Source organism: Pigmentiphaga daeguensis (assembly GCF_039523035.1).
In the GTDB taxonomy this organism is placed as follows: domain Bacteria; phylum Pseudomonadota; class Gammaproteobacteria; order Burkholderiales; family Burkholderiaceae_B; genus Pigmentiphaga; species Pigmentiphaga daeguensis.
The window spans coordinates 444,578-457,783 of the sequence record NZ_BAAAEN010000001.1; the positions used below are offsets into that span (position 1 = coordinate 444,578).

A 13,206-nucleotide genomic window follows, 5' to 3' on the forward strand; every position below is an offset into this window, starting at 1 on the left:
CTACCGATCATGTCCACCGTCATGCAAGAAACCCAACACGGGCCGGCCGTGCGCGTACAGGCCAAGGCCGAGTCCGCCGCCCACCTGGCCCCGGCCATCGAAACCCTGGCCATGCCCCGGCCGGATCCGGGCCACGCCGTCGTCAAGGTGGCCAGCGCGGCCGTCAATCCCAGCGACGTGAAGGCGGCGCTGGGCCTGATGCCGCAGGCCGTCTGGCCGCGCACGCCCGGGCGCGACTTCGCCGGCACGGTGGTGGCCGGCCCCACCGAATGGATAGGCCGCCGCGTCTGGGGCTCGGGCGGCGACCTGGGCATCACGCGGGACGGCTCCCATGCCGCCTGGCTCACGCTGCCGCTGGCCGCGCTGGAGGAAATGCCCGCGGGCCTGGACTTCGATGCCGCCGGCTCGATAGGCGTGCCGTTCGTGACGGCCTACGAAGGTTTCCAACGCAGCGGCATGCCGCTGCCGGGCCAGGTGGTCGCCGTCATGGGGGCCAACGGCAAGGTGGGGCAGGCCGCCGTCCAGCTCGCGGCGCAGGCGGGAGCCCGCGTCATCGCGGTCCAGCGCCGGCCGGGACCCTACGCCGGCTTCGCCTGCGCGCCGGTCGAGGTCGTGGACGCCAGCCGGGAAGACGTGGCCGCGCGGCTGCGCGAGCTCACCGACGGCCGCGGCGTGGACCTGGTCTACAACACCGTGGGCAGCCCGTACTTCCAGGCCGCCAACCAGGCCATGGCCAAGCGCGCCACGCAGATCTTCATCTCCACGGTCGAGCGCCCGGTGCCGTTCGACATCTTCACGTTCTACCGCGCCATGCACACCTACGTGGGCGTGGATTCGCTGGCCATGGACTGCACCGAGGCGGCCGCGCACCTGCGGGCGCTGCGGCCGGGGTTCGAGGCCGGCACGCTGCGGCCGTTCCCCGTCGGCGCCGATGCCGTCTATGCACTGACCGACGCGCTCGATGCCTACCGCACGGTAATCGGCGGATCGGACCAGCGCATCGTGCTGCGGCCGTGGGAAGGCCGGGCATGAACGTCACCCGCTATCCCGAGGCTCCCGTCTACGAGGCTCCCAACCACTTCGACATGCGCTGCGTGCGCCTGCAAGGCAGGGAAGCCGGCCCGGCCGAACAGCTGTGGCTGGGCGTCTCGACGCTGGAACCCGGCGGCCACACCTCGCTGGATGGCTCGCCCATGGAGAAGCACTACGTGGTCCTGGAAGGCGAGCTGACCGTCGTGAGCGAGCTGGACGGGGTGCGGCAGGAAGCCACGCTGGCGCGCCTGGATTCATGCCGCCTGGCGCCCGGCGAGAAACGCCAGTTGATCAACCGCAGCGGCCGGACGGCATCGGTGCTGCTGGCCATGCCATTCAGCCCGCCCGTCCCGGGCTAGGGCCGCCGTTCCATTCGATAAACCAGAGGAGACACACCATGCAACGACATTCCCACGCTCGCCGGACCTCGCTGCGCGTCCTCGCGGCCGCGACCATGCTAGCCGCGGGCGCGAGCGCTCAGGCCCAGGGCAACTGGCCGCAAGGCGGCCCCATCCGCTTCATCGTCCCGTTCACCGCCGGCAGCGGCACCGACGTGGTGGCGCGTTCGATCGCCGACAAGCTGGGCCCCATCCTGGGCGCACAGATCGTGGTCGAGAACAAGCCGGGCGCGGGCGGCACGCTGGGCGCCGCGCAGGTGGCCAAGGCGCCCGCCGATGGCTACACGCTGCTGATCCACAGTTCGGGCCACCTCGTCAATCCGTCCATTTACCCGAACCTGCCGTACGACACGCTCAAGGACTTCGAGGGCATCACGCCGCTGGCCAGCCTGCCCAACGTGCTGGTGGTCTCGCCCTCGGCAGGGTACAAGAACCTGGGCGACCTGGTCGCCAAGGCCAAGGCCGATCCCGGCAAGCTGTTCTATGCCTCCGCCGGCAACGGCTCGGCCACGCACATGAACGCGGAACAGTTCCGGGTGGCCGCCGGCATCGATGCCGTGCACGTGCCGTTCCGCGGGACGCCCGAGGCCATCACCGAGACCATCGCCGGCCGTACGACCTGGTTCTTCGCGCCCCTGGTATCGGCCCTGCCCATGATCAAGGACGGCAAGCTGCAGGCGCTGGCCGTCGGTACCGCCGCGCGTTCGGCCGCGCTGCCCGACGTGCCCTCCATGACCGACTCGGGCCTGCCGGCCGCGGCCTACACGTTCTGGGTGGGCCTGTTCGCGCCGGCCAAGACGCCCCAGCCCGTGGTCGACAAGATCCACGCCGGCGTGCTGAAGGTGCTGGAGATGCCCGACATCAAGACCCGCTTCGCCAACCTGGGCGCCGCCCCCATGCCCATGGACCAGAAGGCCTTCGAGAAGTACCTGGCCGACGAGACGAAGTCCGCGTCGCAGCTGGTGAAAGCCGCAGGCATCAAGATCGAGTAGGCTAGCGTCGCTCCCGCCGGTCGTCCCCAAGGAAAAACGGCCTCGCTTCTTTCGAAAGCGAGGCCGTTCCCGTTTCGGGGGGACGCGATCAGTCCAGCATCGGCAGCTTGGCCTCTTCGGCCAATTTCTTCAGCGAAGCCTGGCCGTCCAGCATGAACTTGGCGAAGTCCTTGCCGACGATCATGTTCAACTGCGAGCCCATCTGGTCGAACTGTTCGCTCATGCCGGGCTTGGACAGTTCGGTGGTCAGGATGTTGGTGATCTTGGCGATCACGTCGGGCGGGGTGTTCGCCGGCGCGTACAGGCCCAGCCAGGTGGAGAACTGCAGCTGGGGATAGCCCAGCTCCACCGTGGTGGGGACGTCCGGCAGGGTCGGCCAGCGCTTGGGTCCCATGACGGCCAGCGCGTGGACGCGGCCGCTCTTGGCGTTGGGCGCGACGCTGCCCGGGGAGTCGAACATGGACTGGACCTGTCCGCCCATCAGGTCGTTCATGGCCGGAGCCGCGCCGCGATAGGGAATGTGCAGCATGTTGGCGCCGACGCCGTGGGCGAACAGTTCACCCGCCAGGTGGTAGCCGGTGCCGTTGCCCGAGGACGCGAAGGTGGTGCCCGGGTGCGACTTCACGTAGGCCACGAAGTCCTTGAAGTCCTTGACCGGCAGCGAACGGGTGGCGACCACCACGTGCGGCGACACGGTCACCGTCATGATGGGCGTGAAGTCCTTGTTCGCGTCGTAGGGCACGTCCTTGCGCAGCACGGGGGCGACCAGGTGCGTGGACGAGGACGTCAGCAGCAGGGTGTAGCCGTCGGCCGGCGATTTGGCGACGAAGTTCGCGCCGATCGCGCCGCCCGCGCCGGTCTTGTTCTCGACGATGGTGGCCTGGCCCCAGTTCTGTTGCAGCTTCTGGGCGAGCAGGCGCGCGACCGTGTCGGTGTTCGTGCCGGGAGGGAACGGATTGATGATGCGGACGGGGCGGTCGGGGTAGGGTCCGGCATGAGCGGGAGCGACGGCCAGGGTGCCCAGCACGAGGGCGGCGGCGAGTGCGCGATACATAGATGAAACAACCTTGAAATGGTAAATGGGCTTTGTGGTCTTATCGTTGCCGCGAGCAACTATCCATTATACGTGCATGAGCCGGAAAGCCCCGTGCCACGCGGGCTTCGCGCTAGACTGTCGCTCCGTCCGAGCATCCGCCCCCTGGCGAATACGACCTTGACCGACACCTGTTCCTCCCTGATCGTGAATGGCCTGCACGGCCGTCTCGCCGGCCCTTTCGACCTGGGTATCGAAGGCGGGGAGTGCGTGGCCTTGTCCGGCCCGTCCGGCGTGGGCAAGAGCCTGCTGTTGCGCATGATCGCCGACCTTGAACCGGCCCGGGGCCGCGTCGAGCTGGACGGCGTGGACCGCGACCGCATGCCGGCCCCGGCCTTCAGGCGCCAGGTTACCTATGTCGCCGCCGACGCCGGATGGTGGGCGGACATCGTGGCCGATCACATGGCGTATCCGGAGCGGGCGCGGGCGCTGCTGCCCGAGCTGGGGCTGGCCGATGCACTGTTCGAGGCGCCCGTGGCCACGCTGTCGACCGGACAGCGCCAGCGGCTCGCGCTGGTGCGAGCCATCTCGCAGCACCCGCGTTTCCTGTTGCTGGACGAACCGACCTCGGCCCTGGATCCCGAAGCCACCGCCCGGGTCGAGGCCCTGTTGGCGCGGCTGCGCGAGCAGGGCACCGGTCTGCTGGTGGTCACGCATGACGCGGCCCAGGCCGTGCGCATCGCCACCCGGCGGTTGCGCGTGACCCCCGGCGGATTGGAGGACGAAACGCCATGAGCCCCATTTCACTGACGCCGATGGAACTGGCCATGGCGGCCGTGCTGGTGCTGGCCAGCGCCGCGCTGTCGCTGCGGCTGGCGCTGGGGATCCAGCGTCCGCTGCTGGTGGCGGCGGCACGCATGGTCGTGCAACTGGTCCTGGTGGGCCTGTTCCTGCGGCAGGTGTTCGCGTTGACCTCGCCCTGGGTGACCGGCGCGGTCGTTGCGCTGATGATCGCCGCGGCCTGCCACGAAGTCGGCTCCAGGCAGGAGCGGCGCTTCCAGGGAGCATGGCGCTATGGGGTGGGCGGCGTGCCGGTGGGCGTCGCCACGCTGGGCATCGCGCTGCTGGCGCTGGCGACGGCGCTGCGTCCCGACCCCTGGTACGACCCGCGCCACGCAATCCCGCTGGCCGGCATCGTCCTGGGCACGGCCATGAACAGCGCCAGCCTGGCCTTGAACGGCGTGTTCACCTCGGTCTCGCGCGAACGCGCGGCCATCGAGGCCCGGCTGGCCCTGGGCGCCGACCGCTACACCGCGTTCCGGAACATCATCCGGGGCGCGGTGCGGGCGGGGGTGCTGCCGGTGATGAACCAGATGGCGGCGGCGGGCGTCATCACCATGCCCGGCATCATGACCGGCCAGATCCTGGCCGGCATGGACCCCATCGAATCGGCCAAGTACCAGATCCTGCTGATGTTCCTGCTGGCCGGCGGCGGCTTCGCGGCGTCGGCCGGTTCGGTCTACCTGGCGGTGTGGCGGCTGACCGACGCACGCGACCGCCTGAGGCTGGAGCGGCTGGTCTCGCGGCACGGCGGCTGACGCTGCGGCCGCGCGGCCGATGCCGTTGCAACCGGCCGCTGCAACTGGATACCTTGTCGGGGCCGCCTGCCGCGGCCTTGCGCTATGCTTGGCTCGTTGCACACCTGTGCTCGAGGAGCCGATTGAAAATGATGCTCAAACCGCGACGCGAAATTTTCCTTGTCCTGCTGCTGGCAGGTTCGCTGGGCATGACGCCCGCATGGGCTGATCCGCCCGGCGGCAAAGGCAACGGCAATGCCCACGCCGGAGGCGGACACGGGGGCGGCAAGGGGCAGGGAAGCAAGGGCCACGGGCAAGGGCAGGGCGACAAGGTGTCGGGCAAGGGCGGCGGCCCCAAGCAGGGCAAGCGCGCCGATGGCGGCGACGACCTGGTCCGCGCGGGCATCACGGTATCGCTGGCCAGGAACTATGCCTCCGACTACCAGGCGGTGGGCTATGGCCCCTTGCCCCCGGGCATACGCAAGAACCTGGCCCGGGGCAAGCCGCTGCCACCGGGCATCGCCAAGAAGGCCGTGCCGTCCGGCATGCTGTCGAGGTTGCCGGTCTATCCCGGCTACGAGTGGCGTGTGGCGGGCACGGACCTGATCCTGGTGTCGCTGGCCACCCTGGTCGTAGCCGACGTGCTCGCCGACGTATTCCGTTGACCGGACTGCGAAGCATCCATTCCAAGCACGCATTTCCAAGGAGAACAAGGTGCGAAGCCTGATCACTGCCTTTTTCGTCATGCTGGCGGCCACGCTGTCCGGCTGCGGCTACAACGACCTGCAACGCGCGGACGAACAGGTCAAGGCCAGCTGGTCCGAGGTCCTGAACCAGTACCAGCGGCGCGCTGACCTCATCCCCAACCTGGTCAACACGGTCAAGGGCTATGCCAGCCACGAGCAGGATACGCTGACCGCCGTGGTCAACGCCCGCGCCCAGGCCACCGGCATCAACGCGACGCCCGAGCTGGTCAACGATCCCGAGGCCTTCGCCAAGTTCGATGCCGCCCAGCAGCAGCTGACTAGCGCGCTGTCGCGCCTGATGGTGGTGGTGGAGCGCTACCCGGACCTGAAGGCGAATGAGAACTTCCGCGACCTGCAGGCACAGCTCGAAGGCACCGAAAACCGGATCACCGTGGCCCGCAATCGCTACATCAAGTCGGTCCAGGACTACAACGTGATCGTGCGCTCGTTCCCGAGCAACCTGACCGCGAAGGCTTTCGGCTATCCGGTGAAGGCCAATTTCTCGGTGGCCAACGAAAGCGCCATTTCCACGCCGCCCACCGTCGACTTCGGCGGCAACAAGCCCGCGGGCGCCCGATGAGCGCATGGCGGGCCTGGGGACGCCGGGCGTCGGCATGGCTGGCCGCCGGGCTTGCCGTGCTGTGGCTGGCTGCCGCGCCGGTCCAGGCCGCCAGCGATGGCCTGGTGGCGATTCCGCCGTTCGGCGGGCTGGTCACCGACCTGACCTCGACGCTGACCGCCGAGCAGCGCTCCGGACTGGAACAGCAATTGCGGGCGTTCCAGGAGCGCAAGGGCAGCCAGGTCGCGATCCTGATCGTCCCCAGCACCGTGCCAGAGAGCATCGAGCAGTATTCGCTGCGGGTGGCCGAGGCCTGGAAGCCCGGCCGCAAGAACGTGGACGACGGCGTGCTGTTCCTGGTGGCCAAGGACGATCGGCGCATGCGGATCGAAGTGGGCTACGGACTGGAGGGGGTGCTGAACGATGCCACGGCGAACCGCATCCTGAACGAGATCGTCACGCCGCGATTCCGCGAGGGCGATTACTACGGTGGCATCTCCCAGGGAGCCGACCGCATCATGCGGCTCATCGACGGCGAACCGCTGCCGCCGCCGCCCCAGCGCGCCGCCCGGGAAGGCGGTGACCTGGAAGGCATCGCCCCCGTATTGCTGATCGTCGCGCTGGTGGCGGGCGGCATGCTGCGGCGTGCCCTGGGCAGGCTGCCGGGCGCGCTCGTGACCGGCGGTGTCGTGGGCGGCGCGGCCTGGCTGCTGTCCGGCGCGGTGGCCATCGCGATCCTGGGCGCCGTGCTGGCGTTCTTCTTCACCCTGGTGGGTGGCGGCTTCGCCGGCCTGCCGGGCGGCTACGGCGGCAGCCATCGCGGGGGCCGCGGAGGAGGGGGCTTTGGCGGCGGAGGATTCGGCGGCGGCGGCTTCGGTGGTGGTGGGGGCGGCGGCTTCGGTGGCGGCGGCGCTTCGGGACGGTGGTAGGCATGGCGATCAAACGATTCCTCAAGCATCTGGTGACGACCCGCCGCGCGGCGCACCGGGCTTTCCCGGCCCGGTCGCTGGACCGCATCGAGCGAACCATCCGCGAGGTCGAGTCGCGCCATGACGGCCAGATCCGTTTCGTGGTCGAGGCCGCGCTGGACATGGGCCCGCTGTGGCAGCAGCAGTCGCCGCGGGAACGGGCGCTGGAAGTCTTCGCGCTGCAAGGCGTATGGGACACGCCCGACAACAACGGCATCCTTCTGTACGTGCTGATGGCCGACCATGCGGTCGAGATCGTCTGCGACCGGGGCATCCACGCCTGCGAAACCGCCGGGACCTGGGAAGCCGTCTGCCGCGGCATCCAGGAGGCGTTTGCCCAGGGCCGCTACGAGCAGGGCGTGATCGAGGGTATCACCGCGCTGGGCGCCTCGCTGGCCCGGCACTACCCCGGCGCGTCCCGCGCCAACACGCTGCCCGATCGTCCGCGGATCATGTAGCGCTCAGGGGACGGCCGCGTCCCTTTCATGAAAGTGTCACCCATGCCTCCTAGCATTCGCCCAGACGCGAATCGGGAGGCATGATTCCCTGGTTTCCGGAACCGGGATGCCGCCGTCGATTCGACGTTGCAACGCACCCCTCCTTGGAAACCAGAACAATGTCCGATACGTTACTCAACAACTCGCGCCGCCAGGCGCTCAAGTTCCTGGCCGGCGCGCCCGCCATGCTGCCTCTCGGGACGGTCACCGCGTCCCTGCTGGCCGCCTGTGGCGGGGACGACGATCCCATCACGCCCACGCCCCAGCCGTCCGCGGATTTCGTGTCGGCCTCGTTCACCTCCACCCCCGCGCCGTCGCTGTCCAATCCGGCGGCGATGGCCACGACCACCGTGAACTCCACCCTGACGGTGAAGCTGAGCGACGGCAGTTCCCACGCCTACAAGCTGGCGTACCAGCCGTTCTTCATCACCGGCGACATGGTCTCGGATGGCAAGGGCGGCAAGATCCTGGCCGGCGGCTACGTCGACATCAACAACAAGCCGATCATCGACAAGTCGGTGGCAGGCAAGGAACGCCAGATCTTCTCGGACTCGCCGGACGGCACCTCGCTGCTCGCGCTGTCCAACGCCAACGTCCCGGGCATCAAGGGCAAGGCCGTGTTCGCCGTGGTGCAGTTCGAGTACACGACGCGCGACCAGAGCGGCGCCGATACCTACGGCACGCTGCCGTCGCCCATCGCCGTCCTGACCCTGGACCAGGACCAGGCCACCGGCAAGCTGAGCCTGGTCAAGTACCACAACGTCGACACCTCGGCGGCGCATGGCCTGTGGATCACTTGTGGCGCGAGCCTGTCGCCCTGGAACACCCACCTGTCTAGCGAGGAGTACGAACCGGATGCTCCTTTCGTTTCGACCAACGCCCAGTTCAAGGCCTTCAGCAAGAACCTGTACGGCGACGAGACCAAGGCCCGCCCCTACCACTATGGCCACATTCCCGAAGTCACGGTGAATCCGGACGGCACGGGTTCGATCAAGAAGCACTATTGCATGGGGCGGATCTCGCACGAGCTGATCCAGGTGATGCCCGACAACCGCACGGTGCTGATGGGCGACGACGCCACCAACAGCGGCCTGTTCGTGTTCGTGGCGGACAAGGAGAAGGACCTGTCGGCGGGCACGCTGTATGTCGCCAAGCTGGGGTCCGGTTTCTCGGTCGACCCGGCCGCGCCCGGCGCCAACCTGACCTGGATCAAGCTGGGCCACGCCACCAGCGCGGAGATCGAGCAGATGGCCAACACGCTCGATCCCGAGGACATCATGACGGTGCTCAAGTCCGATCCCTCGGACGCGACCTATACGAAGATCTTCTCGAACGGCGCGGCAAACTGGGTCAAGGTCAAGCCTGGCATGGAGAAGGCCGCCGCCTTCCTGGAGACGCACCGCTACGCCTATCTGATGGGCGGCAGCATGGGCTTCACCAAGATGGAGGGCACCACGGTCAACATCAAGGACAAGGTGGCCTACTCGGCCCTGCAGAACATCCAGGACTCCATGGTCAAGGGCAATGCCAAGGGCTGGAACGAGCAAAGCGGCATCGCGCTGGACAAGGCGCTGATCGCCGGCGGCGTGCTGGCCCATACCCTGGCCGGCGGCCAGAAAGACCAGACCGGCGCGGCCATCAACAGCGAATGGATGCCGGTGCACACCAGGATGCTGCTGGTGGGCGAGGATATCGCGGCCGACGCCTTGGGCAACAAGGCCAACCCGGAACTGGTGGCCAACCCGGACAACCTCAAGTTCTCGGAAAAACTGCGCACGCTGTTCATCGGCGAGGACAGCGGCTCGCACGTGAACAACTTCCTGTGGGCCTACAACGTCGACACCAAGTCGCTGTCGCGGCTGCTGTCGGTACCCGCGGGCGGCGAGTCGACCGGCCTGCACGCCGTGGACGAGATCAACGGCTGGACCTACATCATGAGCAACTTCCAGCACGCCGGTGACTGGAGCTCGCTGCACGACAAGGTCAAGGACACGCTGGATCCGCTGATCCGCTCCAACTACAAGGACCGCTTCGGCGCCGCGGTGGGGTACCTGACCGCCGATCCCACGAGCATCAAGCTCAAGGGTTGACGGCCGGGGAGCCCGGGCCGGCTTCGCCGCCGGCCTCGGGCTGCCGCACCAGCAGCACCGGCACCGGCGCCTCGCGCAGGATCTTCTCGGCGCTGCTGCCCAGCACCATGCGGGGCAGGCCGCGCCGGCCGTGGGTGCCGATCACGATCAGGTCCGCCGGCCATGTGCGCGCTTCCTGGATGACCAAGTCGTGCACGGGGCCGGCGAAATTGTCGTGCAGCACCGTATCCGCCGCGATGCCGGCGGCCTTCGCCTTGGCCTCGGCCTGCTGGATCAGTTCGGCGCCGTTGGCGCGCAGGACGTTGATCCAGTCGGAATAGGCGGCGTAGGCGCCCATGGAACCGGCCAGCGACAACTCGTCGATCACGTGCATCAGGCGCAACTGCCCCTTGGTCAGCGCGGCGATGCGCAGGGCCTCGTCCAGCCCGCGGTTGGAGGTGGGGCTGCCGTCGACGGGAACGAGTATGCGCTGGTACATGGGGATGCTCCTGGTTCGTGGTGACCGCTCGGGTCAGAAATAGAAGGAAACCTCGGCACGCCCCGAGGCCGGGACGCGGACCTGGCGGCTTTGCCGGGCCGATCCGTACTCCGCATCGATGCGGTAGTCGCCCGGCGCGAGCCGGGCCAACAGGTAGGGGCCCTGGGTGGTCACGGACAGGACGTCCTTGCCGCCGCTGTCGCGGATGGCCACGCGTACGTCGGCTACGTATTCACCGCTCTTGGCGGCCGCCAGCACGCGCAGGCTGTAGTCCTTCATGCCCCGGATGGCGGCCGACTCGTCCTGGCCCACGCCGCCCGTCACGTAGGCGATGCCGTTCTGTTCGCCCTTGTCCATCGCCTGGCCGGCCAACGGCCACGCGGCCGCCAGCGCCAGCGCCAGCGGCGCCGCCCATCGTAGGTTCTGCTTCATGATGCTGCTCCTTGCCGATCTCCGGGCCACGCGGGCCCATGTATCAATGGGAAAACAGGACCGGCACGGTCATCGACTCCAACAAGGTCCGAGTCGTGCCGCCCAGGACCGCCTCCCGCACGCGGCTGTGGCCGTAGGCGCCCATCACGATCAGGTCGCAGGCGTTGTCGGCGGCCGCGTTCAGGATGCAATTGCCGATTCCTATCCCCGCGCTTTCGCGCACCGTTTCCTGCGGGATGGGATATTGCCGTCCGGCGCAGTAGGCCAGGAAGTCGGCTCGCTTGGTCTGGGCCGCCTGCTCCGGTTCGGACGGCGGGTCGACCCGCAGCGCGAACAGTTCGGTGGCTTCTTCCAGGATGGGGCCGGCATCGGCCAGTGCGCGGGCCGACTCGCGGCGTTCGTCCCAGCAGAAAAGCACGCGGCGGCCGATGGCGTTGAATTCGCCCACCGATGGCCACATCAGGAGCGGACGGCCCGCGCCCAGCATCACGGTGGCCAGCAGGACCGGCATTTGTTGCGGCCCCGGGTCGGCATCGTCGGGCTGGCTCATGACCAGCAGATCGCAATAACGCGCCTGCTCGCACAGGACGTTCTCGGCAAGGCCATTGCCGGTGCGCCAGTGCGCCGTCACGCCGGTCTCGCCAGCGACTTCCTGCAACAGGGCCTCGGTGGCGGCGCGGTCGTCGTCCACGCGCTGGCGCAGCATGCGATTGACGTCGTCGGAAACGAAGAAACCTTCGTAGAGGTAGGGAAGGGGGCGGCCGAAGCTGGCGTGGATGCCGACCAGCGTGGCATCGTGCTCGGCGGCCAGTTGCGCCGCGGCGCGTACGCGCCGCCTGCAGCCCCGGTCCAGATCCAGATGAACTGCGATACGTCCCAGCATATGCGCCTCCAGCCGTGAGTGGATGACTCCATCCTAGCCGCGACGCGATGCGTGAACCTTGATCTGGCTCAAGTCCGCCGCACGCGTGGGCGACGGTGGCAACTCATAAATAGTCTGGTACGAAAAAAGCCAAAAGGAAAGGGCGCTGGCGGGAGAGTTGGTAACCAGAACTGAACGGGTGCTAGACCGCCGCCGCGCGCCGCGCCAGCAGGATGGCATTGGCCGCCGCCAGCGCCAGCGGGACGGTCACCAGGCCGATGAAGCCGTTCCAGCCGGCCAGGTCCAGCGCGTAGCCGCCGCCCAGCCCGATCAGGCTGGATCCGCAGTAGTACCCGAACAGATACAGGGAAGACGCCTGGGCACGGCCTTGCCGGGCTGCGCGCGCGACCCAGGAACTGCAGATCGAGTGCGCGCCGAAGAAGCCGAAGGTCAGCACGGCCATCCCGAGAACCAGCAGCCACAGGTTGTCCGACAGGGTCAGCAGCGCGCCGGCCAATTGCAGCAGGACGCCCGCCGCCATGACGCGGCCATGTCCCAGGCGCGCGGCCAGGTCGCCCATCCAGGCGGAACTGACGATGCCCGCCAGGTAGACCACCGACACCATGCCGACCACGGCGTGGCTGAGCGAGAACGGCGGGGCGAGCAGCCGGAAGCCGATGTAGTTGTACACGGCGACGAAACCGCCCATCAGCAGGAAGCCCTGGGCGAACAGCCGCAGCATGGCGGGATTGCGCAGATGGGACCGGAAGCTGCCCAGGGCGCCGGCCAGGTCCAGCGCGCGCGGCTTGAAATGCCGCGACGCGGGCAATGTCCTCCAGAACAGCACCGCCCCGGCGAAGCCGATCAGGCCGATGACCAGGGCCGCGACGCGCCAGCCGTGGCCGTCGGCGATCACGCCGGCCAGCAGGCGGCCGGACATCCCGCCGATGGCGGAGCCGCCGATGTACAGGCCCATGGCCAGGCCGGCGGCGCGGGGCTCCATTTCCTCGCCCACGTAGGCCATGGCGACGGCCGGCAGGCCGCTCAGGGTGATGCCCATCAAGGCGCGCAGCGTCAGCAGCGCCGGCCATTGCGGAAAGAGGGTCATCGCGGTGGTCAGGGTCGCCGAGCCCAGCAGCGAGGCGAACATCAGCGTGCGCCGGCCCAGCCGCTCGGACACCGCGCTGGCTGCCAGCATGGAGATGGCCAGCAGGGCGGTCGACAGCGACAGCGCCAGGCTGCTGGCGGCGGCCGACAGGCCGAAATCATGGGCGAACAGCGGCATCAGCGGCTGGACGAAATACAGCAGCGAAAAAGTCGAGAAGCCGGAAGCGAACAGCGCGACCACCGCGCGCCAGAAGGCCGGCGTGCCGCGTTCGATGTGGCCGGGCGGCTGGGCCGGCACGGCCGGTGAAACGGTGGTATCCGCGCGAGACAGAGGGGCGCCGGCGGGCGGAGCGGAAGACATGGCAGTCGAGCAAGTGACGTTCTAGGGGTTAACTCTAGGCCTTTTGTCTGATATCGTCCAATACTGAAATCATG

Annotated in this window: 15 protein-coding genes; 10 read left to right on the forward strand and 5 right to left on the reverse strand. The window is 68.4% G+C overall.

All coding sequences use genetic code 11. From position 1 onward, the window contains the following. The first annotated feature begins 9 nt into the window (after nt 1-9). The 3 genes from ABD104_RS02170 to ABD104_RS02180 are packed head-to-tail and all read left to right on the forward strand — an operon-like array spanning nt 10 to nt 2,422. Nucleotides 10-1,032, forward strand: coding sequence for a quinone oxidoreductase family protein (locus tag ABD104_RS02170; RefSeq protein ID WP_343927062.1), 1,023 nt, complete (start codon nt 10-12; stop codon nt 1,030-1,032). Next, the gene (locus ABD104_RS02175; RefSeq protein WP_087840149.1) at nt 1,029-1,391 is read left to right on the forward strand and encodes a cupin domain-containing protein; all 363 of its coding nucleotides are present in this window, start codon (nt 1,029-1,031) and stop codon (nt 1,389-1,391) included. Before ABD104_RS02170 ends, ABD104_RS02175 begins: the two co-directional genes overlap by 4 nt. Before the next feature lie 38 nt (nt 1,392-1,429). After that, nucleotides 1,430-2,422, forward strand: coding sequence for a tripartite tricarboxylate transporter substrate binding protein (locus ABD104_RS02180; protein WP_087840150.1), 993 nt, complete (start codon nt 1,430-1,432; stop codon nt 2,420-2,422). Nucleotides 2,423-2,510: 88 nt separating this feature from the next. Here the strand turns inward: ABD104_RS02180 and ABD104_RS02185 are convergent, their stop codons facing one another. Next, a complete protein-coding gene (locus ABD104_RS02185; protein WP_087840151.1) occupies nt 2,511-3,476 on the reverse strand; it encodes a Bug family tripartite tricarboxylate transporter substrate binding protein in 966 nt (321 codons plus the stop codon). A 159-nt stretch (nt 3,477-3,635) separates the two neighbouring features. Between ABD104_RS02185 and ABD104_RS02190 the strand changes: the two genes are divergently transcribed. From ABD104_RS02190 to ABD104_RS02220, 7 genes are all read left to right on the forward strand, one after another. Then, nucleotides 3,636-4,250 (forward strand): ABC transporter ATP-binding protein, encoded by a 615-nt coding sequence (locus ABD104_RS02190; RefSeq protein ID WP_207958564.1) that lies wholly within the window; start codon nt 3,636-3,638, stop codon nt 4,248-4,250. Continuing rightward, nucleotides 4,247-5,053, forward strand: coding sequence for an ABC transporter permease (locus tag ABD104_RS02195; RefSeq protein ID WP_087840153.1), 807 nt, complete (start codon nt 4,247-4,249; stop codon nt 5,051-5,053). The genes ABD104_RS02190 and ABD104_RS02195 overlap by 4 nt, the downstream gene beginning before the upstream one ends. Nucleotides 5,054-5,181: 128 nt before the next feature. Beyond that, complete coding sequence (locus tag ABD104_RS02200; protein WP_420495478.1) at nt 5,182-5,697, forward strand: anti-virulence regulator CigR family protein; 516 nt, start codon at nt 5,182-5,184, stop codon at nt 5,695-5,697. Nucleotides 5,698-5,776: 79 nt separating this feature from the next. Beyond that, nucleotides 5,777-6,358 (forward strand): LemA family protein, encoded by a 582-nt coding sequence (locus ABD104_RS02205; protein WP_087840287.1) that lies wholly within the window; start codon nt 5,777-5,779, stop codon nt 6,356-6,358. Continuing rightward, nucleotides 6,355-7,266, forward strand: coding sequence for a TPM domain-containing protein (locus ABD104_RS02210; RefSeq protein ID WP_087840154.1), 912 nt, complete (start codon nt 6,355-6,357; stop codon nt 7,264-7,266). The genes ABD104_RS02205 and ABD104_RS02210 overlap by 4 nt, the downstream gene beginning before the upstream one ends. 2 nt (nt 7,267-7,268) lie before the next feature. After that, entirely contained in the window at nt 7,269-7,763 is a 495-nt protein-coding gene (locus tag ABD104_RS02215) for a TPM domain-containing protein (RefSeq protein WP_087840155.1), read from the forward strand. A 158-nt stretch (nt 7,764-7,921) separates the two neighbouring features. After that, entirely contained in the window at nt 7,922-9,892 is a 1,971-nt protein-coding gene (locus tag ABD104_RS02220; protein WP_087840156.1) for a PhoX family protein, read from the forward strand. Here the strand turns inward: ABD104_RS02220 and ABD104_RS02225 are convergent. The 4 genes from ABD104_RS02225 to ABD104_RS02240 form a co-directional block, all read right to left on the reverse strand. After that, nucleotides 9,882-10,370 carry a universal stress protein gene (locus tag ABD104_RS02225; protein ID WP_087840157.1) on the reverse strand — a complete coding sequence of 163 codons (489 nt, stop codon included), beginning with the start codon at nt 10,368-10,370 and terminating at the stop codon, nt 9,882-9,884. The genes ABD104_RS02220 and ABD104_RS02225 overlap by 11 nt on opposite strands. Nucleotides 10,371-10,403: 33 nt before the next feature. Beyond that, complete coding sequence (locus tag ABD104_RS02230) at nt 10,404-10,802, reverse strand: carboxypeptidase-like regulatory domain-containing protein (RefSeq protein ID WP_087840158.1); 399 nt, start codon at nt 10,800-10,802, stop codon at nt 10,404-10,406. Between the two features lie 43 nt (nt 10,803-10,845). Continuing rightward, nucleotides 10,846-11,685, reverse strand: a complete 840-nt coding sequence (locus ABD104_RS02235) for a universal stress protein (protein ID WP_087840159.1) — start codon at nt 11,683-11,685, stop codon at nt 10,846-10,848. Between the two features lie 181 nt (nt 11,686-11,866). After that, on the reverse strand, nt 11,867-13,132 hold the full coding sequence (locus ABD104_RS02240; protein ID WP_087840160.1) for an MFS transporter: 1,266 nt from the start codon (nt 13,130-13,132) through the stop codon (nt 11,867-11,869). Nucleotides 13,133-13,206 lie beyond the last annotated feature (74 nt).